At 70.8% G+C, this 22,611-nt stretch carries 21 protein-coding genes; 11 read left to right on the plus strand and 10 right to left on the minus strand.

Annotated features, from left to right (window positions below; all coding sequences use genetic code 11):
• Positions 1-203 precede the first annotated feature (203 nt).
• From ACFQS1_RS17280 to ACFQS1_RS17290, 3 genes are read left to right on the plus strand one after another with little or no spacing between them, the layout of a single operon-like run.
• Entirely contained in the window at positions 204-1,013 is an 810-nt protein-coding gene (locus ACFQS1_RS17280; RefSeq protein WP_378969225.1) for an oxygenase MpaB family protein, read from the plus strand.
• Between the two features lie 12 nt (positions 1,014-1,025).
• Positions 1,026-1,268 carry an AMP-binding protein gene (locus ACFQS1_RS17285; RefSeq protein WP_378969227.1) on the plus strand — a complete coding sequence of 81 codons (243 nt, stop codon included), beginning with the start codon at positions 1,026-1,028 and terminating at the stop codon, positions 1,266-1,268.
• Between the two features lie 11 nt (positions 1,269-1,279).
• Entirely contained in the window at positions 1,280-1,609 is a 330-nt protein-coding gene (locus ACFQS1_RS17290) for a hypothetical protein (RefSeq protein ID WP_378969229.1), read from the plus strand.
• A gap of 27 nt (positions 1,610-1,636) precedes the next feature.
• Here ACFQS1_RS17290 and ACFQS1_RS17295 read toward each other — a convergent pair whose 3' ends face one another.
• On the minus strand, positions 1,637-2,737 hold the full coding sequence (locus tag ACFQS1_RS17295; RefSeq protein ID WP_378969231.1) for a hypothetical protein: 1,101 nt from the start codon (positions 2,735-2,737) through the stop codon (positions 1,637-1,639).
• Between the two features lie 142 nt (positions 2,738-2,879).
• Between ACFQS1_RS17295 and ACFQS1_RS17300 the strand changes: the two genes are divergently transcribed.
• Positions 2,880-3,647 carry an SAM-dependent methyltransferase gene (locus tag ACFQS1_RS17300; RefSeq protein ID WP_378969233.1) on the plus strand — a complete coding sequence of 256 codons (768 nt, stop codon included), beginning with the start codon at positions 2,880-2,882 and terminating at the stop codon, positions 3,645-3,647.
• A 45-nt stretch (positions 3,648-3,692) separates the two neighbouring features.
• On the opposite strand, the gene ACFQS1_RS17305 is transcribed toward ACFQS1_RS17300, so the two are convergent.
• Complete coding sequence (locus ACFQS1_RS17305) at positions 3,693-6,449, minus strand: AfsR/SARP family transcriptional regulator (protein ID WP_378969235.1); 2,757 nt, start codon at positions 6,447-6,449, stop codon at positions 3,693-3,695.
• Between the two features lie 175 nt (positions 6,450-6,624).
• Between ACFQS1_RS17305 and ACFQS1_RS17310 the strand changes: the two genes are divergently transcribed.
• Positions 6,625-7,302, plus strand: coding sequence for an aggregation-promoting factor C-terminal-like domain-containing protein (locus ACFQS1_RS17310; protein WP_378969237.1), 678 nt, complete (start codon positions 6,625-6,627; stop codon positions 7,300-7,302).
• A 10-nt stretch (positions 7,303-7,312) separates the two neighbouring features.
• On the opposite strand, the gene ACFQS1_RS17315 is transcribed toward ACFQS1_RS17310, so the two are convergent.
• On the minus strand, positions 7,313-7,675 hold the full coding sequence (locus tag ACFQS1_RS17315; RefSeq protein WP_378969239.1) for an HPF/RaiA family ribosome-associated protein: 363 nt from the start codon (positions 7,673-7,675) through the stop codon (positions 7,313-7,315).
• 118 nt (positions 7,676-7,793) lie between these two features.
• Here ACFQS1_RS17315 and ACFQS1_RS17320 point away from each other — a divergent pair, with 118 nt between their 5' ends.
• On the plus strand, positions 7,794-10,133 hold the full coding sequence (locus tag ACFQS1_RS17320) for a glycoside hydrolase family 9 protein (RefSeq protein ID WP_378969241.1): 2,340 nt from the start codon (positions 7,794-7,796) through the stop codon (positions 10,131-10,133).
• Positions 10,134-10,457: 324 nt separating this feature from the next.
• Here ACFQS1_RS17320 and ACFQS1_RS17325 read toward each other — a convergent pair whose 3' ends face one another.
• The 4 genes from ACFQS1_RS17325 to ACFQS1_RS17340 form a co-directional block, all read right to left on the minus strand.
• Entirely contained in the window at positions 10,458-10,940 is a 483-nt protein-coding gene (locus tag ACFQS1_RS17325; protein WP_378969243.1) for an SRPBCC family protein, read from the minus strand.
• 415 nt (positions 10,941-11,355) lie between these two features.
• The gene (locus tag ACFQS1_RS17330) at positions 11,356-12,657 is read right to left on the minus strand and encodes an RNA polymerase sigma factor (RefSeq protein WP_378969245.1); all 1,302 of its coding nucleotides are present in this window, start codon (positions 12,655-12,657) and stop codon (positions 11,356-11,358) included.
• Complete coding sequence (locus ACFQS1_RS17335; protein WP_378969247.1) at positions 12,579-12,938, minus strand: YciI family protein; 360 nt, start codon at positions 12,936-12,938, stop codon at positions 12,579-12,581. The genes ACFQS1_RS17330 and ACFQS1_RS17335 overlap by 79 nt, the downstream gene beginning before the upstream one ends.
• 177 nt (positions 12,939-13,115) lie before the next feature.
• Positions 13,116-13,262 (minus strand): hypothetical protein, encoded by a 147-nt coding sequence (locus tag ACFQS1_RS17340; RefSeq protein WP_378969249.1) that lies wholly within the window; start codon positions 13,260-13,262, stop codon positions 13,116-13,118.
• Positions 13,263-13,277: 15 nt separating this feature from the next.
• Here ACFQS1_RS17340 and ACFQS1_RS17345 point away from each other — a divergent pair, with 15 nt between their 5' ends.
• Entirely contained in the window at positions 13,278-13,397 is a 120-nt protein-coding gene (locus ACFQS1_RS17345; protein ID WP_378969251.1) for an NUDIX domain-containing protein, read from the plus strand.
• Positions 13,398-13,648: 251 nt separating this feature from the next.
• On the opposite strand, the gene ACFQS1_RS17350 is transcribed toward ACFQS1_RS17345, so the two are convergent.
• Positions 13,649-14,182, minus strand: coding sequence for a GNAT family N-acetyltransferase (locus tag ACFQS1_RS17350; protein WP_378969253.1), 534 nt, complete (start codon positions 14,180-14,182; stop codon positions 13,649-13,651).
• Positions 14,183-14,189: 7 nt separating this feature from the next.
• Entirely contained in the window at positions 14,190-14,969 is a 780-nt protein-coding gene (locus ACFQS1_RS17355) for a dienelactone hydrolase family protein (RefSeq protein WP_378969255.1), read from the minus strand.
• A 282-nt stretch (positions 14,970-15,251) separates the two neighbouring features.
• Here ACFQS1_RS17355 and ACFQS1_RS17360 point away from each other — a divergent pair, with 282 nt between their 5' ends.
• The 4 genes from ACFQS1_RS17360 to ACFQS1_RS17375 all read left to right on the plus strand — a co-directional run bounded on the left by ACFQS1_RS17360 (position 15,252) and on the right by ACFQS1_RS17375 (position 18,949).
• Entirely contained in the window at positions 15,252-16,775 is a 1,524-nt protein-coding gene (locus ACFQS1_RS17360; RefSeq protein WP_378969257.1) for a glycosyltransferase family 39 protein, read from the plus strand.
• A 120-nt stretch (positions 16,776-16,895) separates the two neighbouring features.
• Positions 16,896-17,903: a helix-turn-helix domain-containing protein gene (locus ACFQS1_RS17365; RefSeq protein WP_378969259.1), complete on the plus strand. Its 1,008-nt coding sequence runs from the start codon at positions 16,896-16,898 to the stop codon at positions 17,901-17,903.
• Between the two features lie 54 nt (positions 17,904-17,957).
• Positions 17,958-18,776, plus strand: coding sequence for a CPBP family intramembrane glutamic endopeptidase (locus ACFQS1_RS17370; protein WP_378969261.1), 819 nt, complete (start codon positions 17,958-17,960; stop codon positions 18,774-18,776).
• The gene (locus tag ACFQS1_RS17375) at positions 18,773-18,949 is read left to right on the plus strand and encodes a hypothetical protein (protein WP_378969263.1); all 177 of its coding nucleotides are present in this window, start codon (positions 18,773-18,775) and stop codon (positions 18,947-18,949) included. Before ACFQS1_RS17370 ends, ACFQS1_RS17375 begins: the two co-directional genes overlap by 4 nt.
• Before the next feature lie 726 nt (positions 18,950-19,675).
• On the opposite strand, the gene ACFQS1_RS17380 is transcribed toward ACFQS1_RS17375, so the two are convergent.
• Positions 19,676-22,603 carry a M36 family metallopeptidase gene (locus tag ACFQS1_RS17380; RefSeq protein ID WP_378969265.1) on the minus strand — a complete coding sequence of 976 codons (2,928 nt, stop codon included), beginning with the start codon at positions 22,601-22,603 and terminating at the stop codon, positions 19,676-19,678.
• Between the last annotated feature and the right edge of the window lie 8 nt (positions 22,604-22,611).

A 22,611-nucleotide genomic window follows, 5' to 3' on the forward strand; every position in this document is an offset into this window, starting at 1 on the left:
GCACGGAGCGCGCCGTATTTCTTCATGCCATGCCCGGGAGCGCCTTCCGCCCCGCGCCGCCCCGTCAGCGCATCGAGGATCTTGATGATTTCGCGCGTCGAGCGGACGGTAAATCTTCAACGCCGGGGTCGCCCCGAAGGCGCCGCCATCGGCACCCGCGACGAGGGCTTCTCAAGAAGTGAACCGTCGTTTACGTTGCCGGAATGGACGAGGGCCTCTTCGGCGACGCCGCGGTCATCCGGCGGGTGGCGCGCGAGGGGGTGCTGCTGGCCGGGGGTGGCCGGGCGACACTGCTGCAGATCGCCCACCCCGCCATCGCGCAGGGGGTCCACGACCACAGCGACTTCGCCGACCGGCCGCTCGACCGCCTGCGCGGCACGCTGAACTACGCCTACGGGGTCCTGTTCGGAACGCGCGAAGAGAGCCGCGCGATCAGCCGCGCCGTCGCCGCCGTGCACCGCCGGGTGACCGGACCCGGCTACTCCGCCGGCGACCCCGGCCTGCAGGTCTGGGTGAACGCGACGCTCTACGACACCGCGATGCTGCTCTACCAGCGCCTCGTCCGCCCGCTCTCGGCGGCCGACGCCGACATCTGCTACCAGCAGTACAGCGTGCTGGCCACCTCGATCGGCTGCCCCGCGTCGGCCTGGCCAGTCGACCGCGCCGCGTTCCAGGCTTATTGGGACCACATGATCGGCACGTTGCGCGTCAGCGCCGAGGCCCGGGCGATCGCCGACACGCTGATGTGGCCGCGCGACCTGCCGGTCGCGGTGCGACCTGGCGTTCCGCTCAACCGCCTCGTCACGATCGGCCTGCTGCCGGCGCCGATCCGGGCGGGCTACGGCTTCCCCTGGTCGCGACGGCGGCAGCGCCTGCTCGACCGCGGCCTGGCCGCCACCTCGGTCGTCTATCCACATCTGCCGCAACGCCTCCGCGACGCGGCGAAGGACTACTACCTCAAGGATCTCCGCCGTCGCCTCGACCGGCGGCGTCACCCGATGAACGCCTGCTGAGGAGGCCGCGCCATGGATGACACCCTCGCCCGGCGGTGCGCCGAGACCGCTCGAGGGCTGACCGTTCCCGCCCTGCTCCACCGCAACGCCACCGCATTCGCCGACCTGCCCGCCCTCGGCATGCTCGGGGGCGAGCGCGTCCGCACCTGGCGCGAGTTGCGCGACGAGATCGCGGCCCTTGCCCGCGGCCTCGCCGACCTCGGGCTCCGCGCCGGGGACCGCATGCTGATCATGATGCCCGGCCGCACCCGCTGATCGCCCAGGCGGTGGCGATCGGCGACCGGCGCCCGTACGTGACGGCCTTGATCGTCCTCGATGAGGAGACGGCGCCGTTGTGGGCCAAGGCCCGGGACATCGCGGACACGTCGATCGCTTCGCTTTCGGCTCATCCGCTGGTGCTCGAGGAGATCGGCGCCGCGGTCGCCGCGGCGAACGAGAAACTCGCGCGGCCCGAGCAGGTCAAGTCGTTCCGGGTGCTGCCCACGGTCTGGACGCCGGTGAGCGGCGAGCTGACCCCGACCCTGAAGCTGCGACGACGGGTCGTGGCCGAGAAGTACGCGGACGCCATCGACGGGCTGTACCAGACGGCGGAATAACAAAGTCCGCGCCAGGGCCGTGCCGGATCATCGGCGCGCCGGCTCGGGGGAGCGCTCGCCCTTGCCGAAACGGACCTGGGCGACCGGCCGGAACCGGTCGTCCAGCGTGATGAGCAAACTGATCAGCAGCGAGAAGAACAGCGCCGCCCCGAGGTTGAGGTCGCCGCCGACCTTGTTGATCAGCCAGCTCGCGCCGACCACCAGCCCGGCGTTGACCACGGCTCGCGCGCCGAACGCCGACGCCGCCGACTCCACGCTGCCGGCCCGCCGCGCCACGGCGAGGCTGATCGCGACGTTGACCACCACGAACGCGCCGATGCCGACGAACAGCTCGAGCATGCTCGACCGTACCCCGGGCAGCACCTCGCCGTAGATCGCGCAGATCAGCCCGATGAGCGCGACCTTCTCCAGCGTCGCCGGCGACCAGACGCGCCAGTGCGACGAGACCCACTGGTCCCGCTCGGCCGCCGTGTCGATCTCCTCCGGCAGCGGGTCGGCGGCGACGTGCCGCCGCCAGGCGGGAGCGGGCAGCCGCGGCCACAGCCAGCGCCACACCCACAGCGCCACCGCGATGATGACCACCGCGAGGATCGGGATGAGCCACGGATAGTCGCGCAAGGTGTCGGTCACATCCAGCTGTGCGACGTGGATCCACCATTCCTGCGGCAACTTCACGAAGATCCAGATACACGCGGCGGTGATCACCCACCGTCGCAAACTCACGGTCGCCGGGTTCCAGCGCAGGCGCACGATCTCGTACGCGATGAAGAAGTACTCGAAAGTATTGGGGAAGATCAGCAGCAGCAGTCGCGAGTCGAGCAGCTCGAAGAGCACCACCCCGGCCAGCCGGTAGAAGAACAGGAACCGCGCCACCTGATACGCCGGGTGACTCGTCCAATTCCGCAACACCGACAGGTACGCGACGGACAGGTAGAACATGTCCATCGCCTTGTCGTAACCCTGGTAGCCGGGCGGGTCGTAGCCGAACCACTGGAACACCGTCTGGTCGATGCCGTCGAGGATCAGCGCCGCGACGATCGCCGGGAGCGGCCAGCGGGGGATCAGCAGCGGCACGACGAAACGTGCCCCGACCACGGTCAGGAAGACCAGCGTCGCCTCAGCGCTCATATCTCCGGCCCTCCGACCTGGATTTCCGGATAGTCGCAGGTCAGACCGGCCGGGCACAAGGCTTCGAACGCGCTTTCATCTGCTGCGGATGAGTGCCAGAATGCAGGCCTGAGCATTCCTCAGTGGAGTGAGGAGATCGTCGATGGCCGACGAGGTGGACACCGGGGTGCCGCAGACCGCCCGGATCTGGAATTACTGGCTGGGCGGCACGGACAACTTCCCGGTCGACCGGGAGGTCGGCGACCAGATCCGGCTGGCCTTCCCGCAGATCGTCGACAATGCCCGCGCGTCTCGCGCCTTCCTGGTGCGCGCGGTGTCGTGGGTGACCGAGGCCGGCCTCCGGCAGTTCCTCGATGTGGGCACCGGCCTGCCGACCGCCGACAACACGCACGAGGTCGCCCAGCGCATCGCGCCGTCGTCACGCATCGTCTACGTCGACAACGACCCGCTCGTGCTCGTGCACGCCCGGCAGTTGCTGACCAGCGATCCGGCCGGGGTGACGCAGTACATCGACGCCGACGGCCGCGACTCGGCCGCCGTCCTGGCGCGAGCGGCCGAGACGCTCGACTTCACCCAGCCGGTCGCGCTGATCATGTCGGGCATCCTCGGCCACGTCACCGACGACGACGTGGCCCGGCGCATGGTCCGCGAGTACGTGGCCGCGCTGGCGCCGGGCAGCTACTTCATCGCGCTGGACGGCTCGCACAGCCTCGAGCACGGCGAGGCCGAGAAGATCTGGAACGAGCAGGCGAATCCGCCCTATCTTCTGCGCAGTCACGCCGAGTTCAGCGGCTTCTTCGAGGGCCTCGAGATGGTCGAGCCGGGTGTGACGTCGGCGCCGCTGTGGCGACCCGCCGCGGACGGCGCCGAACCGCTCGACGTGGTGTGCGGGGTGGCCCGGAAACCGTGACCGCCGGCGCTTGTGGACGGTCTCCGAGCGGCTGACCGGCGTCGGCTATCTCTGCAGGCGAGACCCGGCGTCGAGCTTGGCGCGGACCTCGCGCTCGTCGGGGTGGTTCAGCTCCGTCAGGATCCGTACGGCCTCGGCCCACGCCTCCCGCGAGGCCGCCGGATCGCCCGACGCCTCGCCCGTGTCGCCGAGGTGCACCAGGATCTGCGCCTCGGCGAACCGATCGCCCAATTCGCGGACCAGATCGATCGCCTGCCGGTAGCTCTCCGCCGCCTCCTCGTGCCGCCCGAGGTGGTGGTGGGCGTAGCCGATGCTGTCCAGCACGTCCGCCTCGCCGCGCCGGTCGCCGACCTGCCGGTGCAGGGCGATCGCCGCCCGGCAGTACGCGATCGCCTCCTCGTAGTTGCCGAGCATGTCGTGGTGCCAGCCGAACTGGCTCAGCGCGATCGCCTGCCCGCGCGCGCTGCCCGCCTCCCGGTAGAACGCGAGCGCCCGCCCGTCGTACTCGAGCGCCGCCGTCCACTCCTTCTGCGAGCCGAGCAGGTACCCGAGCGTGTTCTGGATGAACCCCTGCCCGGCCGCGTGACCGGTCCGCTCGTACAGCTGGGCCGCTCTTTGCAATTGCGCCCGGGCCTCGTCGTGCCGGCCGAAGGCGATGAGCGTGCGCCCGACGCTGCGGTAGGCGAAGGCCCGGGCGGTGAGGTTGCCGAGCCGCTCGGCCGCCTCCGCCGCGACCGACCAGAGCGGGATCTGCTCGTGCCACAGCCCGCGCCGGAACAGGAACGTGTCCAAGCCCCAGGCCAGCTGCCACGCGTACGCGTCAAAGCCGTTGCCGGCCGCGTAGCGGGCCGCCGCCAGCAGCACCCGGTGCTCGGCGGCGAGCCACTCCATCGCCGCCCGGTGGTCGGCGAGCGGGGCCGGCTTCCCGTCGCCGAGCGAGATCTCCATCGGGTCGCGGGCCGGGTAGAGCAGGCGGTCGGCCGCGTGCGCGGTGTGCGCGTAGTGGTCGAGCAGCCGCCGGATGGCCGGGCCCCGCTGCTCGCTCAGGCCGGCCGCGTAGGCCCGCAGCAGGTCGTGCAGGACGTAACGGCCCGGCAGGTGCTCGGTGAGCAGGTTGGCGTTGACCAGCTCGGCCAGCTCGCGGCGGGCCTGCTGCCCGGCGAGCGCGGCCGCCGCGGCGATCCCGATGTCGGGGCCGGGGTGCGCGCCGAGCAGGCGGAACAACCGGGCAGCGGGCTCGCTCAGCGCCGCATACGAGCAGTCGAACACCGCCCGCACCTGCAGCGCCGGGTCGCCGGTGTCGAGCGCGTCCACTCCGGACTCGCGCAGCTCGGCCGCGAACCGGCGCAGCGGGAAGCCGCTCAGCTGGGCCCGGGCGGCGGTGATCGCGAGGGCGAGCGGCAGCCGCGCGCAGGCCTCGACGATCTCGTCGACCGCCTCCGGCTCGGCCGCCGTCCGATCGGCGCCGAGCCGCCGCGCGAGCAGGTCGCGAGCCTCCTCGTCGCTGAGCACGTCGAGCGCGACCGGGCGGGCGCCCTCGGCCGCGAGCAGCCCGGTGAGCCGGTTGCGTGAGGTCACCACGGCCACGGCGCCGGCGGTCGCGGGCAGCAGCGGGCGTACGTGCTCGGCGTCGCGGGCGTTGTCGAGCAGCACCAGGATCCGCTTGCCGGCCAGCAGGCTGCGGTACAGCGCCGCCTGCGCGTCCAATCCGGACGGCACCTTGTCGCGGGCCACGCCGAGCGCGCCGAGGAAGCCGCGGACCGCGTCGGCGGGGTCCATCACCCGGCCGGCCGGGTCGAAGCCGCGCAGGTTCACGTACAGCTGGCCATCGGGGAAGCGCCCGGCCACGGTGTGTGCCCAGTGGACGGCGAGCGCGCTCTTGCCCACCCCGGCCATCCCGGACACCACCGCGATGCCGACCGCGCCCGCCGGGCCGGGCCCATCGCCCGGAGCGCCGGGCGCCGCGGGCAGCACCGCCTCGAGCTGGGCGAGCTGGTCGGCCCGGCCGGTGAAGCCGAAGACGTCGGCCGGCAGCTGGGCCGGGCCGGCGACCGGATCCGGCCCGCGGAGGATCGACCGGTGCGCCTCCTGCAGCTCGGGGCTCGGGTCGGCGCCGAGATCCTCGACCAGCCGCCGCCGTACGGTCTCGTAGTGGGCGAGCGCCTCGGCCGGCCGCCCGGCCGCGGCCAGCGATCTCATCAGCACCGCCGCGAGCGACTCGGTCAGCGGATGCTCGGCCGCCAGATCGGCCAGCGTCGTGACGGCTGCCGCCGGGTCGCCGGCCCGCAGCTCGGCCTCGCCCCACGCCACCGCGGCGGCCAGGTGCTCCTGACCCCACGCCTGCCGGCACTGCGCCACCCACGGCCCGCGCAGCCCGGCCAAGGGCTCGCCGCGCCACAGCCGGACGGCCTCCCGCAGCAGCCGCAGCCGCGACGCGTCCCCGGCCCGCGGGTCGCGGGCCTGGGCCGTCAGGTGCCGCAGCCGGTGCAGGTCGACGCTGAGCGGGTCGGTGCCGAGCGTGTAGCACCCGGCCGCGAACGTCAGCGGCACCTCGCCGAGCGCCTGCCGGATGCGGGTCACGTGCGCCTGCAGCGAGGCCCGGGCGCCGCGCGGCGGGGCGTCGCCCCAGACCCGGTCGATCATCGCCTCGACCGGCACCGCCCGCCCGGCGTCGGCCGCGAGCACGGCCAGCACGGCCCGCTGCCGCGGCTGCCCGGCGTCGACCGGCCGGCCGCCCGCGCGCACCTCGATCGGACCCAGCAGCCGGAACTCGATCACATCGCCCCCCACAGCGTCGGCCACAAGAATCCCACAAGCGATTCGGCGGGCGGCATCCGCGACGGTGTATGCCCACGGGGGTGGAATGCGGCTGCCGAGCCCCAGATCGGCAGCCGCGCTCCAGCCGCCCGCTCTGTATGATCCCTGACCGCGGCACATCCCCCGGCCGCGCGACTGCCCCCGGCGAAGGGATCACCGAGTGAATCGGCACCTCGGTCTCGGCGTACGCGTCATGGCTGTTGTTCTGCTGGTGGCCGGCGCCGTCGGCGGCGTCCACCTCGGCAAGGGCCGGCACGTCGAGCCGCTGCGCACGAGCGCCTCGGTCGATCTCATGCAGGCCCAGGCCGACGAGACGCTGCTGCTCAAGGCCCGGCAGAACCAGCACGTCGCGGCCCGGGCGTGGCAGCGCGAGGCCGAGACCGAAGCGGCCGGCAAGGCCGCCGCCGAGGCGAAGAGCGCGGCCGGCAAAGCGCACTCGCTCGCCAAGCGGGTGGTGCAGAAGAAGGCCGAGGACAAGGCGAAGAAGGACAACGCCACGGTGCCGTACAACGGGCCGATCCCCACGTCCTGCAAGGAGTTCACCGGCAACCGGGCCACCGGCTGCGCGCTGATGCTCGACGCCGGCTTCGGGATCGACCAGTTCCCCTGCCTGAACAACCTGTTCAACAAGGAGAGCGGCTGGAACCACCGGGCCGCCAACCCCAACGGCGCGTACGGGATCCCGCAGGCCTTCCCGGGCAGCAAGATGGCCTCGGTCGCGTCCGACTGGAAGACCAACCCGGCCACCCAGATCAAGTGGGGCCTGGGCTACGTGAAGGGCAAGTACAAGACCCCTTGTGGCGCCTGGTCACACTGGCAGTCGGCGCATTCCTACTGAGCCTTGGGCCCTACTGAGTCTTCGGCAGGGGCGGGTGCTTGTCGTGACGCGGCTCCTGGCGGGTCTTGGCGTCATTGAGCCGCCGCCGCAGGTCGTCGCGGACGTCCATGATCGCGGCGTGCAGATCCTCCTCGCCGGACGTCGTCACGATCTTGTCGCGACCGCGGATCCAGCATTCGAGGGTGACCTTCTGCCCGCGCGCCTCGCGGTCCTTCACCGAGATCTCCAGTTCGGTCGCGTCGGCGTGAAATGACGCGAGCCGGGCGTCGAGGGTCGCGCACTGCTCGGCGATCCAGTTGCGGTCGCCCTGGCTGAAGCCGGCGCCCACCCGCAGGCACTCCGCCACGGTGGCCGGGTTGCTGACGGCTGTCATCGGGACCTCCTCGTTTTCGGGACAACCCGGACTTCCCCCAAGATCGCGCTTCACAAACCCGTAACGACAATGTTGAATGTATGGGAGCGCTCCCATCCGCCGTCCTCAAGGGGCTCCCATGCGCCGTGTCCTGCTCGCCCTCGTCCTCGTCGCGTCCGGGCTCGTCGTCCTCGCCAGCCGCCCGGCGCAGGCCGCCGGCGCCTACAACTACGGCGAGGCGCTGCAGAAGTCGATGTTCTTCTACCAGGCCCAGATCGCCGGCAAGAAGCCCTCGTGGAGCCAGGTCTCGTGGCGCGGCGACGCGGCCATGAACGACGGCTCCGACGTCGGGCTCGACCTCACCGGCGGCTGGTTCGACGCCGGCGACCACGTGAAGTTCGGCTTCCCGATGGCGTTCACGACCACCATGCTGGCCTGGGGCGCGGTCGAGTACCGCGACGCCTACGCGAGCTCCGGGCAGCTCACCACGTTCCTGAACAACCTGCGGGTCCCCAACGACTACTTCATCAAGGCGCACCCCTCGGCGAACGTGCTCTACGGGCAGATCGGCAAGGGCGACGACGACCACAAGTGGTGGGGACCGGCCGAGGTGCTGCCGATGGCGCGGCCCGCGTACAAGATCGACGCCTCCTGCGGAGGCTCGGACCTGGCGGGGGAGACGGCCGCGGCGATGGCCGCGAGCTCGATGGTCTTCCGGCCCACCGATGCCGCGTACGCCGACAAGCTGCTCACCCACGCGAAGCAGCTCTACACGTTCGCGGACACGGTGCGGAAGGCGTACAGCGACTGCATCACCGATGCCCAGAGCTTCTACAAGTCGTGGAGCGGATACCAGGACGAGCTGGTCTGGGGCGCGATCTGGCTGTACCGGGCGACCGGGGATTCCGCCTACCTGACCAAGGCGGAGAGCGAATACGACAAGCTGGGCACCGAGCCGCAGACCACCACGCACTCCTACAAGTGGACGCTCGCTTGGGACAACAAGCAGTTCGGGGCGTACGTGCTGCTGGCCAACCTGACCGGCAAGCAGAAGTACATCGACGACGCGAACCGCTGGCTGGACTGGTGGACCGTCGGCGTCAACGGGGACAAGGTGCGTTACTCCCCGGGCGGCGAGGCGGTGCTCGACAGCTGGGGTTCATTGCGCTACGCGGCCAACACGGCGTTCGCGGCGCTGGTCTACAGCGACCAGACCGCCGACACCACCCGCAAGGCCCGCTACCACGACTTCGCCGTCCGGCAGATCAACTACGCCCTCGGCGACAACCCGCGCAAGTCGAGCTACCTCATCGGCTTCGGCGCCAATTCCCCCAAGAACCCCCATCACCGTACGGCGCACGGCTCGTGGTGGGACAACATGACCGTTCCCACCGAGACGCGTCATGTGCTGTACGGCGCCCTGGTGGGCGGCCCGTCCTCGCCCGACGACGCCTACCAGGACGTACGCACCGACTATGTGATGAACGAGGTCGCCACCGACTACAACGCTGGATTCACCTCGGCGGTGGCCCGGCTCTACAAAGAGTACGGCGGCGCCCCGCTGGCCGGCTTCCCGCAGGCCGAGACCCCCGACATGGACGAGATCACCGTCGAGACCACGGTCATGCAGAACGAGACCCGCGCCACCGGCCTCAAGGTGATGATCTACAACAAGTCGGCGTACCCGGCGCGGGCCCTGACGACGTCGTCGTACCGGTACTTCTTCCGCCGCGAGGGCACGGCCGCGCCGGTCGTCACGCCCGGCTACACCCAGGGCTGCCCGTCCCCGTCCACCGCCAAGCAGTGGTCCGGCGACATCTGGTACGTCGAGGTGAACTGCGCCGGCTACACGATCTCCCCGTCCGGCCAGTCCCAGCACCGGATGGAGGTCCAGTTCAAGATCGGGGTACCCGAGGGTGGCACCTGGGACCCGTCCAACGACCCGTCCTACCTCCCCGGAACGGCGGTCAACAAGAACGTGCCGCTGTACGAGGCCGGCAAGCTGATCTGGGGCCAGGAGCCCGGCACGACGCCGACCACCCCGCCGACGACTCCGCCCACCACCCCGCCGACGACCCCGCCGACCACGCCCCCCACGACTCCGCCGACCACCCCGCCCACCACGCCCCCGACAACTCCGCCGACCACGCCGCCGACGGGCTTCGGCTGCCGGGTCACCTACAGCGTCAACGACTGGGGGAGCGGTTTCACCGGCACGGTCACGCTCACCAACACCGGCGGCACGGCCTGGAACTCGTGGACGCTCGGCTTCACCTTCCCCGGCAACCAGAAGATCAGCCAGGGCTGGTCGGCGACCTGGTCCCAGTCCGGGGCGGTCGTGACCGCGGCCAGCCTGTCCTACAACGGCCCGGTCCCGCCCGGCGGCAACACCAGCATTGGCTTCAACGGCACCTACACCGGCAGCAACCCGGCCCCGACGGCGTTCACCGTGAACGGCACTACCTGCACCAGGGGGTAAGGAAAGCGGCGGGGCGGGCCCGGGCGGCCCGCCCCGCCCTTGTCACTCGCAGGTCCAGAGGAACGCCCCGGACGGGAAGTCCAGGTCCGGCGCTCGGGCACGGGTGCCTCTGGACCGGATCAAGCAAGGATCTGAAGGACGGATCGCTGCGCCGGCCCGGTGCGCCCGGCACACCCGCGACCCAGGAATTCCTCCGCTCCTCACTGCCACCGATGCGCCTCGGCCACTACCTGTTACGCCGCAACGCCGTGTCAGCCGATCTCACCTGGACCCGCGTGGACCAAGCCGACCCGGTGGCGCCGGGCCGGCGTCGGCGCTTCGAGATCAGCGATTCTCCTCGGCCGCTCGGCGGGCGAGGTCTCGTGGGCTGCGGTTGGGAGCGCCAGGGCCGCCCTCGGCCAGTTCCCGGAGGCTGGTGCCGATGAAGTGATTCCAACTGCGGCTGCACATGTCCTTGCAGTCGAGTTCGTCGTTGAGGCCGCGGTGCTCGAAGGTCAGCTCGCACGAGTCGTGGTCGAGCGGGGTAATCGTGAAGGTCGGCTGCGTTCCCACCCAATCTTGCATGAACGTGCACTCGACGACCGTCCAGCGGATCGTGGTCGGAGGCATCGCCTCATCGACGCGAATCAACAGCGGGGGCTCGCCGGACACCATCGGGAACCGCAGCTCCCCATTGGTCAGCCCGGAACCGGTCGCCGGGCTCCACCAGGCGGTGAGCGCCTCGGGGCTGGTGGTCATGCCGAACACCACATCGGCGGGGGCGTTCACTCGGACGGTGGTGCGGTAGTCGGTACTCGTGTTGGTCATTGCGGACTCCTCGTACGGCAACTATGGCAACCATTTGGTTGCTACACACTATGGCAACCGGTGGGTTGCGTCAAGGGTTGCCGCCGCCCGCATGGGTCATGACGACCGCGCCTCCACCGCAGTGCATCGGCAGACCGGCCGCAGCCACCGCCACCTGAAGTGACCGATGATGAGTGTGGGCCGCTGCCTCTCACTCCGTCCGCTGACTGTCGGTGACCTCGTGCCGACGGCGATGATTGCCGGTATGTATTGACGGCGTGACACCCCGGGTCGTGCGTCGAACCTTGCTGGGAGCCCTCGCTCGCTTGCATGGTCTTGGCGTCGCGGCCCGCTCGTGATTGCCTCCTCGAGGGCGTCGACGCCGTTGACATCAAGGTCCGCGGTCGCGTCTGGCGCGGGTGGCCTCGCTGGTGGGCTACGGTTCGGCGACTGTGCTGAGTTGGTTGATGCGGCTGGTGATGAAGGCCTGCTCGGCAGTGGACATGGGCAGCGCCAGCGCCGTTCGGTAGGCATGGACGGCGTCGGCGGAGCGGTCAAGCCGGCGTAACAGGTCGGCGCGGGCGATGTGTAGTTGCGGCCAGCCGTCCAGTTGGGAGTTGGCCCGCAGCGCGTCAAGGATGACCAGGCCCGCGGCGGCGCCGTCGCTCATCGCGACCGCGATCGCGCGGTTGGCCTCTACGACGGGGCTGGGCTCCTGGCGTAGTAGTTCTCCGTAGAGCAGGGCGATCTGCTGCCAGTCGGTGTCGTCAGGGTGTGCCGCGGTGGCATGACAGGCGGCGATCGCGGCGTGCAGTTGGTAGGCCCCCGGTTGACCGCCGCGCAGTGCTTGTTCGAGGAGTTGTTCTCCCTCGTTGATCATCGGCTGGTTCCACCTGCTGCGGTCCTGGTCCTCCAGCAGGATCAGGTTCCCGGCCGCATCGGTACGCGTGGCCCGGCGGGCATCGATCAGAAGTAGGAGGGCAAGCAGGCCGGCGACCTCCGGTTGCGTGGGGAGCAGGCGGCGCAGGCCACGTGCGAGATCGACGGCCAGATCACACAGGTGCCCGCGGGTCAGCGTCGATCCGCTACTGGCCTTGTGCCCTTCGGTGAAGACGAGGTAGATCACCCGAAGCACGCCAGACAGGCGTTCGACCAGCATGTCGGGCCTGGGCACGTGCAACCGAATGCCCGACTCGCGGATCTTACGGCGGGCGCGCGTCAGCCGCTTGGCCATGGTGGCTTCGGGCACCAGGAACAAGGCCGCGACCTCGGCCGTGGTCAGCCCGCACAGCGCCCGCAGGGTCAGCGCCACCTGAGTCGGCAGGTCGAGCGCGGGGTGGCAGCACATGAAGATGAGGCCGAGTTCGTCGTGCTCGGGCAGCGGGCCGGCGTCCGGTTCCGTGGAATGGTGCCAGGCACGTACCGCCTCCGACTCCTTGTCGCGGCGGCGGCTGTCGCGGCGGTGCCGGTCCAGCGCCTTGTGCCGCGCGACGCGGATCAGCCAGGCACGGGGGTTGGCCGGCACCCCCTGCACTGGCCACTGGGACAACGCGGCCATGGTGGCCTCCTGCACGGCGTCCTCCGCGGTGGCGAGGTCACCCGTGAGGCGGGTGAGGCTCGCCACCGCCGGCCACCAGTGGGCGCGGAGGTGCTGCTCGGTCAGGACGGCGCCGGCGTGGGGATCACCGGTCGTACCTCGACCCAGCCCTTGGCTGCCGCCGGAATCGTCGCTGCCCATTTCAACGCCTCGTCAAGATCCGCACATTCCACGAGCGTGTAGCCGCCGACCTGTTCCTTGATCTCCGCGGCGGGCCCGTCCGTCACGATAGTCCGTCCATCGCGAACGCGGACGGTCGTCGACGACGCGACCGGCTGCAGCGGAGCGCAGTCGAGCAGGACACCAGCGCTGGCCATGGCCGCGTTGGCGGCGGCGTAGGCGGCGAACGTTTCGTCGTACTCGACGCTGTTCTGCTCCAGTGGCGGTCCGGCCGGTGTGTGTAGCAGCATCAGGTATTTCATGATCTATCTCCGTTCGCAGGAGCCCGCGATTATCACTGGCTTCTGCATGTAGTCGACCGAGCCGCCGCCAGAAGGACAGCAGCCAAGAAACACTTTTCGTGTCCGAACACCAGCACGCAGACGATCAGCCAGGTCCACCCGTCGGTCTGCTCAGGGCCACCCTGCGAGGAGCGGGCCCTACAGCACGAAATCCTTGCCGAGCGGACCGGGCAACCCCCGGTACGCGGCCGCCGCGGCGAGCGACTCGCTCAGCAGCAGTCCCGGCCCGGCGACCGCAGGTCCCGGCACCGGATCGCCGGGACGGGACCGATCGTCGTCCGTCATGCCGCGCACGATTCCATGGACCTGCCCGGCGGCTGCGTCGAGCTCGACGAGTCGCCTCGGCAGGCGGCTACTCGAGAGGTCAAGGAGGAACTCGGACGTGATCGGGATCCTGGCCGCTTGTTGCCCATCGATTGATTCCGCCTCGACCCGGGCGCAATGAAGGTTCCGTCCCGCCCGACGGGTCGCGGCTGAGCAGCGTGTAGCCGTGGTCGGTGAGCTAATGCCGGCCGTGGCCGGTGCCGGCGGCATCCGAACCCAGGCCGCCCAGTCCTCGAAGGAGAGAAACGGGTCATCGGGTGTGGCGCTGCGGTGTGCTTCCAGCCGGATCCCGTACGCCCGGACCAGTTGCGCGTCGGACAGCGACGCGATCCCGTCGGCGATGTCGGTCAACCGCCCTCCCACCGGTCGGCGAGCAGTCCGAGGACGACTTCGTCGGCGAACTTCCCGTGCGCCCAGGCCGCGCCACGCAGCGTGCCTTCGAGTGCGAATCCACAACGTTTCGCGGCCTGGATCATCGCGACGTTGTCGGACAACGTCTCGAGTTGCAGCCGGTGTAGCCCGCGCACCGTGAATCCGTAGTGGCAGAGGACCCGGACGACGTCGGTGCCGAGGCCACGGCCGCGGAAGGCCGGCCGCAGCGACATCCCCAGATGCGCCGCCCGGTTGTGCAGATCGATGCCCCAGAGCAGGGCCTCGCCGGCCAGTTCCTCGTCGCCGAGCTCCACCACCGAGAAGCACGCGGCGTCGGCCGTCGGCTGGCCGACCGCGTACGGTGAGGCGGGCGAGCCCGCGGCGATCGGCCACCACGGGCGGGAGTCCGCCCGGCTGCGCGTCACGACGTCGTCGTAGAGCTCGGCGTGCAGCACGGGCACGTCGGCCTGTTGCCGGGCCCGCAGCCCGATCTTTCGACCGCGCAACATGCCCGGGTCAGACCTTCACGTCGTTCAGGAATCCGAGAATGCGCCGCCACGCATCGGCCGACGCGTCGGCCTGTTCGTGCAGTTCCTGCTCGAAGAAGCCGTGCGGAGCGCCCGGGTAGGTGACGATCTCGTGGGACACGCCCGCGTCGGTGAGGGCGGCGTCGAACGCCTCGACCGCGCTGCGCGGGATGCCGGGGTCGGCGCCGCCGAACAGGCCGAGGATCGGCGCCTGCAAATCGTGGGCGCGCTGGGTCGGCCCGGGGGCGCCGTTGATCGCGTCGGGCGCGCCGTACAACCCGATGGCCCCGGCCAGCCCGAAGCGTTGCGCCGACGTGAGGAACGCGAACCGGCCGCCGATGCAGAAGCCGAGCGACACCACGGAGCGTGCGTGCACGCCGTCCTCGGCCCGCAGGTGCGCGATCCCGGCGTCGAAATCGGCGTACAGGGTGTCGGGCCGGAGCTGGGTAAGGTGGGGCATGAGGTTGGGCAGGGCGGCGAAGTCGGCCGCGCGTTCCTGGTAGTCGGGGCCGGCGGTACGCGCGTAGTAGTCGACGGCCAGGGCCGTGTGCCCTTGCCCGGCCAGGTGGACCGTGAGCCGTTCATAGAATCTGGACAGCCCGCCGTTGTCCGGCAGCACCAGCACGCCGACGCCGCTCGGTTCGGCCGGCGCGGCGAGAAACGTCGCGATCCGGGTGTCGTCGGCCGAGGTCAGCAGCAACGGGCTGGTGGTCACCGCGGTGCGGGCGGGGCCGTAGATCGGTGGGCGGGCGTCGGCGTCGTAGCACACGTGTGGTTCCTCTCCACATGCTCGGCCGCGCCGTGGTGCGCGGTCCGCAGGTCGGCACGAATGCTACGCATGAAGGCCAAGCATTGTATCAATGTTGCCAATGCAATGCCAGTACCTAACGGTTGCTGCTGCATCGGTTGTTCCGGCAATAGCTGCGATCGTCCGGCACTCTCGTCCATCGCCGCGGCACGCTCGTTCACCACCCGAGCGGGGCCGGTGAGGGACCCTGGGGTCGCCCGGATCGGCCAGGGGACAGGGAGCGGACGTGCGAGCGGAGCGGTCATGACGGCGGCGGCCGTAGCGCGGACCGGCGATCGCCCCGCGGTCGCCCGGCCTCTTCCGGCGTTCGCCGTGACCCCGGTCGGCGGTGTCGCGACGGCGCTGGTGGCTCTCCTGCTCGCGACGGCCGGCCGCTACGGCTATCACCGCGACGAGTTGTACTTTCGGCTGCTCGCCCGTCATCTCGCCATCGGCTACGTCGACCAGCCACCGTGGGTGGCCCTGGTCGCCCGGGGCAGCATCGCCGTGTTCGGTGACACGGTCTTCGCGTTGCGCGTCGTGCCCGCTCTGACGGCCGCCGCCACGGCGGTCGTACTGGCGCTCATCGCCCGTGAGATGGGCGGCCGGGCGGCCGCGCAGACGCTCGCCGCCCTGGGTGCTCTGGGATTGTTCCCGCTGGTCGCCGGGCACACGCTGCTGACCGTCGGCCCCGACCTGCTGGTGTGGACGCTCGTGACGCTGGCTCTGTTGCGGGCGCTGCTCCGGCGACAACGGTCGGCCTGGCTCGCCGCGGGGTGCGTCGCCGGGCTCGGCACCTACAACAAACACCTCGTGGTGTTGCTGCTCGCCGGCGTTGCCGGAGGCATGCTGCTGGCCGGTCCGCGCGCGGTGCTCCGGTCGCCCTGGCCGTGGGCGGCGGCCGGGCTCGCGACGCTGATCGCCGCGCCGAACCTCGCCTACCAGCTCGTTCACGGCTTCCCGCAAGTGGCCATGGCCCGCGCCCTCGCCGCGCACAAGGGACCACAGGCCCGCGAACTGTTCCTGCCGCTGCAACCGGTGCTGCTCGGGCTGCCGCTGGCCGGCGTGTGGCCGGCCGGGTGGTGGTCGCTGCTGCGTCGGACGGAACTGCGGCGGGCCCGGGCGATCGCGGTGGCCTATCCGCTGATGTGCGTTCTTCTGCTGATTACGGCCGGGCAGTTCTACTACACGCTCGGCCTTGTCCTGAGCTTGCACGCGGTCGGCAGTGTGACCGTGCTCCGATGGGCCGGACAACACGGCCGGCGGCACGCCCTGATCTGGGCCGCGGCCGTGCTGAACACCGCGATCGCAGCCGTGGTGGCCCTGCCCCTGCTACCGGTACGCACACTCGCCGAAACCCCGATCCCCGCGATCAACCAGGTCGTCCGGGACCAACTCGGCTGGCCCACCTACGTCGCGCAGATCGCGGCGGTCTACCGGCAGATGCCCGATCAAGGCGCGGCCGTGCTCATCGTCGGCAACTACGGCGAAGCGGGTGCCGTCGACCGCTACGGCGCCCGATACGAACTGCCGCGCGTCTACAGCGGACAGAACCAGCTCTACTACCTCGGCCGGCCACCGGAATCGGCGACGAGCGCGGTGGTGGTCACCCAGGGCGACTCGGCCGGACCGCTGCTGCGCGACGTCTTCCGGCGATGTACGATCGTAGCTCGGCTCGACAACGGCCTCCACGTAGCCAACGAGGAGCAGGACACACCGATCCGCGTGTGCACCGGCCCACGCGGTTCGTGGGCGACACTATGGCCGAGATTCCGTGCGCTCGACTGACCCGCACGGCTCACGCACTGACGGAATGGATGATCGACGGCTTACTACCGACCGAACAGATGTTTTCTGAATGGCATTGAACTGATAAAGTATCGCACTGACCTGGATACGATTCCCTATGTGGATGTCGTGATTCGCACCGACCTGCTGCCCGCCGACCAGCGACTGTCATACCTTCGCCAACGGTGCCTGTCGCTGCCCGAGCCGGTCGAGATCACCAGCACCGAAGTGGCGGTCCCCGGCTCACTCACCCGGTTTCGCGAGGCCGGTCCGGCCAGCATCGGGTCGCTGCACACCCACGGTCCGGCCGACTGGACGATCCGGCGTGGTCCCGCGCTCATCCGCCGAGGCGATCCCGAGTCGTTCCGGCTGCTGCTCAACGTCGACGGGGTCACCGGCATGGACCAGCACGGGCGCCAGACCCAGCTGGGCCCGGTCCAGATGGCGCTGTACGACACCTCGACACCGCTGACCGGCTGGCGGCGCACCCCCTCGGCGCCGGGCACGCTCCTCATGATGATGTTTCCGTACGCGTCCCTCGGCCACCCTCCACGCCGGGTTCGCGCGCTCATCGGCACCCCGGTGGACGGCCGGCGCGGCTACGGCGCGCTCGTCGCGCAGACGCTCGTCCGGCTCGAACGCGACGCCGACCAGTTCAGCGCCGAGCAACTCGCCGCCGGCTCCCGCGCTGTGCTCGAGCTGCTACGTGCTCTGCTGGGCAGCCTGCAGGACGGTGGAGAGCCGCCGCGCGGAGACCGAGCCGCCCTGATGACGCAGATCGAGGCGTACGTCAACCGGCGGCTGGGCGACCGGCTGACCCCGGCGGGCATAGCCGCCGCGCACCACATCTCGGTGCGGACGCTGCACCGGCTCTTCGCCGAGCGGGGCCGGGCCGTCGGCCAGTGGATCCACGAACTACGACTCGACCGGTGTCGGCGGGAACTCGCCGCTGCCGACGGACCGCCACGCACGATCCAGATGCTGGCCCAGCGCTGGGGCTTCGCCGACGGGCCACACCTCAGCCGCTCCTTCCGCGCCGCGTACGGCCTCAGCCCGCACGAGTACCGCGAGCTGATGCGGCAGACCGGCACTTCCGTTCACGTCGGCGACACGGAGGTTCATCACTGAGCCGACCCTCCGCGGGCACGCTTGAGCCGGTCAATCGAGCAGTGTGGAGGATCTGTGGAACTCACCCCGTTCACCGCGACACTCTGGCTGATCTTCCTGTTCTTCGCGGTGATCGCCATCGCCACCCGCGTTCGCGGTCGTGTGCGGCTCGGGTTCACCTGGCGTCGGCCGGCACCGTGGGGCGATGCGGGCCGCGGCGTCCTGATCGGCCTGGCCGCGATGGCCGCGGTCTTCTGCGTTGAACTCGCCGCCGGGCTCATCGACGTCGACCGGGTCGCGCCCTCCGGTTCACGGTTGCTCGCCGCTCTCGGCATGTTCGTCCCGTGGGCGATCTTCGAGGAGCTGGCGTTCCGGGTCCTCATCCTGGTGGGTGCGCTCGTGCTGTTCAAGCGCCCGTGGGCCGCGCTCGCCGTCTCGGCGTTGCTGTTCGGCCTCGCACACGTGCCCAACGACGACGCCACCGCGCTGTCCGTGCTCAGCACCGTCGTCGGCGGCTGCATGTACGGGCTGGCGTTCCTCCGTACCGGGCGCCTCTGGCTGCCGCTGCTCCTGCACCTGACCTGGAACTTTGCCCAAGGCCCGATCTTCGGCTTCCCGGTCAGCGGCGACACCGACCACAGCACGGCATTCATCCTCCAGCACGCCTCCGCCGGTCCGGCTGCGGTGACCGGGGGAGCGTACGGCCCGGAGGGCGGCCTGCTCGGCATCAGCGCCCGGCTGCTGGTCATCGGCCTGGTCCTGCTCGCCACCCACCAGACGTACCGGAGCCCGCTTCTGCTCGGCCAGCAGCCGCGGGACACACCCCGCGACCACTCGCATCCGCCCGCCACCGCCGGCGGCCCGAGCCGCGCGACGGATCCGGCGCGCCCGTGAACGAGCGGCACAACTTCGCCCACGAATGGAAACTCGCCGGCGGCAACACCGGTGTTCTGCTGCTGCTGCTGGGCTGGTCGTCCGATGCCATGCCGCGCCGTTACGGCCGCAGCGCGGCCGCCGAACGCGCTCGGCAGATCCAGACCCAACTGGGTATCGGCGAGAAGGTCTGAAAAGCCGGCCGCGCTGGGGATCCGGGCGCCCGCCTTGATCCCCGGCGACGCTGCCGGCATCCATTCCTCCGCCTTCGCGAACGGCCGGCTCCCTTCCAGCCCGAATCCGAAGAGGACGCGATGACACAACAATCACGGCCGGACCTTGGACGGTGAGCGGCCGCAAAAGGTTGTACCGGATCAGCGACGGGCGGGACGGCGTGCTCAGGAGTCTTCACGTCGCTGAGGGATCGGGATCCAGCAATCCGTGCGCGATCACAAGCTGGGGAACTCGGTGCCGGTACACGCCAGACGGGCACCGGTCTCTCGCAGCGCGTCGACGACGCTCCCGGCGCCGATGCGAGTCAGTTTGCCGGATCGGCATGCCTCCGCGAGAAGCCACACGGTTCCGTGAACGTCCGCGCCATGCCGGCGGGCTCCCCTTGGTGGCATCGCGATCATCGGTTACCGCAACGCCGTGGATGAGCTCGGCGGCGGCGCAGACGCTGGCTTCGCCCAGCTCGCTCTGCGACATGCCGAGCGATGTGCCGGCGAGCTGAACCCGCTCGCCCGGAGCCGTCCGGTCCTGCTGTGCCATTTTGCGGTAATCGCACAGGTTGCACGAGGCTGCGATGTCGATCTCGATGTTCCGGCGGTTCGGTGTCGCGGGGGTGGTGGAGCGACGCGCCGCAGTCGCCAGAGGAAAGGCGGGCGGGCCGGAGCGGCCCGCTCGCCTTTCCTGCCACCTCAGCTGCCGAAGGCCTGGAACTCGGCCGCGCGCACGTTGAGCGCCTGCGGGCTCGCCGTGCGGCAGTCGGTGTCGGCCCGCGGGTCGTTGTCCCGCTCACCGGCGTAGTCGGGGGCGCCGGTGCACTGGTTGGTCAGCACCTCGAAGCGCAGGTGCGTCGCGACCGTCGGGCGGATGTCGAACGACCGCACGATCAGTTCCGGCGCCCGGGGGCGCGGCGCTCTCGACGGGAACGCGTTCGCCTTGCTGGTGTAGACGGTCTTGAAGTCGGCCGGGGCGGAGCACGTCACCGTGGCCGACGCGGTGCATGCCGAGACCCGGAACTGCCGCAGGGCGGAGAACCTGCTCTGCGCCGCGCCGTCGGGGTCGGTGGCGATCTGCGGCCGCAGCATGGCGCTCACCTGCACCCGCCGGACCTTGTGCGCCCCGCCGGCCAGGTCGACCGTGACCTGCTTGCCGGCCACCGGGCTGGCCAGCGACGCCCAGTTGGTCGCCTCGTCGTCGTCCACCAGCCGGGCCAGGTTGATGCCGTCGCCGGTGGCCACCGCGCCGGCGTTGCCGGACGCCAAGTTGTGCGGCATTCGCACGGTGAGGCGGGCCGGTCCGGGGTGGTGGAACGAGGTCGGCTTGACCCGCGCCTCGCCGTGGCCGGGCGCCTGCGTGATGAACGTGTACGTCCCCGGCACCAGGCTGACCGTGTCGGGCAGTGGCGTTGCCGGGTCGGTGTCGGCGACCGGCACGGCCCGTGCCTGGTAGTCGCCGACGAACAGCTTCGCGTTCGGCACCGGCCGCCCGTGCTCGTCGACCGGCTTGAACGCGACCCTCGCCTCCGCCGCGTACGGCGAGGCGAAGCTGGGCGTCGGGTTGACGTCCGTGGCGCCGGCGCTGGCCGCGCCCTCGCCCAGGCCGCGCTTGGCGAACGCGTTCCACAGCAGCGCCTGGTTGGCCCCGCCGAACCGGACCAGGTCGGCGCCGAGCATCGCGTCGCGCGCGTCCACCATGCTGTTGGCGCTGGTGGCCATCAGCAGGAACGAGTCGAACACCAGCTGCACCCAGCGCCGGTTGCCCGGGCAGTGGGTCACCGGTGTGCGCCCGGCCGCGCACGACTTCTGCAGCCCCGGCGTGCCCGCGCCGTACTTCTTGATCATGGCAGCGCGGATGTCGAAGTTGGTCGCCGTCCACACCTCGCCCGAGGCGTGCACCTGCAGGCCGACGAGGTCGTAGTCGATGCTGCTGTAGTTGAGCGGGCTCCGGCTCATGTTGTAGTTGCGGATCCCGGCGATCGGGTCGGACGTGACGTACTGGCCGGCCGTGTACGCCCGGATGCCGGGCGGCGCGTAGCCGTTCTCGTTCAGGTACTCCATCGCCAGCTGGTCGGACCAGCTCTCGCTCATCCCCTGCGGGGTGCTGACGCCGGCGTCCGGCCCGGCGACCATGCGGTTGCTGATGGCGTGCGAGTACTCGTGGCCGATCACCGACATGTCGTAGTCGCCGTCCACGCAGGGTGCGTAGAACGCGCCGGCGATCGACTGCCACAGGTACATGTTGGTGATCGGGGCCTCGCCGTCCGGCGGGGTGATCTGGTTGGCGTTGTCGCGGGCCTCGAAGTTCGGCGGCCCGCCGCTGACCCCACCGGCCTGGGCGTTGCCCTGCTCGAGATCGTTGCCGAGCCCGCCGCGGCCGAAGTTGTCGTCCTGCATGTTCCAGGTCTTCTCGGTGAAGCCCAGCTGGTAGGCCCAGTCATGCATGCGGTTGTGCTGGGCGAACAGGTTGGCCCGGGCGGCGTCGATGTCGTTGCGCTGCGGGCTGTCGAAGACGGCCGGCGAGCACTGCTGCCGATACCACTGGTTGGTCCACCGGTAGTCGTAGTCACGGCTCGGCTTCGCCGTCGCCGTCTCGGTGCCCACGGTGAACGGATCGTTCGAGGTCCAATTGTGTACGGCGACCGCGTTGTTCCCCAGGGTCGTGTGCGTCGGCGCGCCGTCGAGGACATCCCACGCGTACGGCGAGGAAGCCCGCCCGATCACGTAGTCGCACCCGCGCTGCGGCGCGAAGCACCAGGTCTGCCGGGTGTCCCGGGACGAGTAGTCCACCGGCGGCGACAGGGGGAACGCCTCCCATTCGGCATTGTCGTGATCGGCGTCGACGATGTCCTCGCGCAGCAGCACCCCGCCGTCACGGGCGTCGACATAGGTCGTGTACGCGACCGGCTCGGCGCCGCCGAGGTTCGCGCCCAGCGTCACCTGGTACGCCGCGCGGGCGCCGCGGTCCGCGGTGGGCACGGCGACGATGCGGTTCGCCATGACCGTCGGGCTCGCGATTCCGGCGTCGGCCGCCGCGATGCGCTGCGCGTCGGCCGCGGTGAGCGTGGCCGGCTGGGGTGCGGCCGCGTCCCGGGCCAGCGACGAGCTGACGTACCAGACCTGCCCGTCCCGCACGCCGACGGCGAGCAGGCCGTCGTGCCCGGCGACCAGGTCGCCGAAGCGCTGCCGGAAGATCACGGCGGCGCCGGCGCCGAGCGGCGCCGTCGTCAGCAGGTCGAGCGACTCCGCGCCGAGCTCGGTCAGCCCGAGCATCTCGCGGTTGGCGTCCACGTACGCGCGGGCCGCCACGATCGGGTCGGGCGACAGCCCGGCCGCCAGCGGCTTGGCCGCCGGCGTGAGCGCGGCGGGGGTGCCGAACGTGTTCCAGCGGGCCTTGGCGCCCGCCGAAGCCGCGAGCGCGCGCTGCCGCTCGGTCGGCGCGATCCGCCCGCGGCGGTTGTCCTTGGTCTTGTCCAGGTGGTCGTCACCAGGCGTGCGGGCAGCCTCGGCCCGGGCCGGCCCGCCGGGCGCGGCCTGGCCGCCGGTCGGCAGCCCGGCGACGACAAGGGCGGTGGCGAGAAGCATGGTGGCGGCTGCCGGTAACGCACGGGATGGTGTGCGCACGGTCCCTC

The sequence above is a fragment of the Paractinoplanes rhizophilus genome (genome assembly GCF_042664765.1).
Taxonomy (GTDB): Bacteria; Actinomycetota; Actinomycetes; order Mycobacteriales; family Micromonosporaceae; genus Actinoplanes; species Actinoplanes rhizophilus.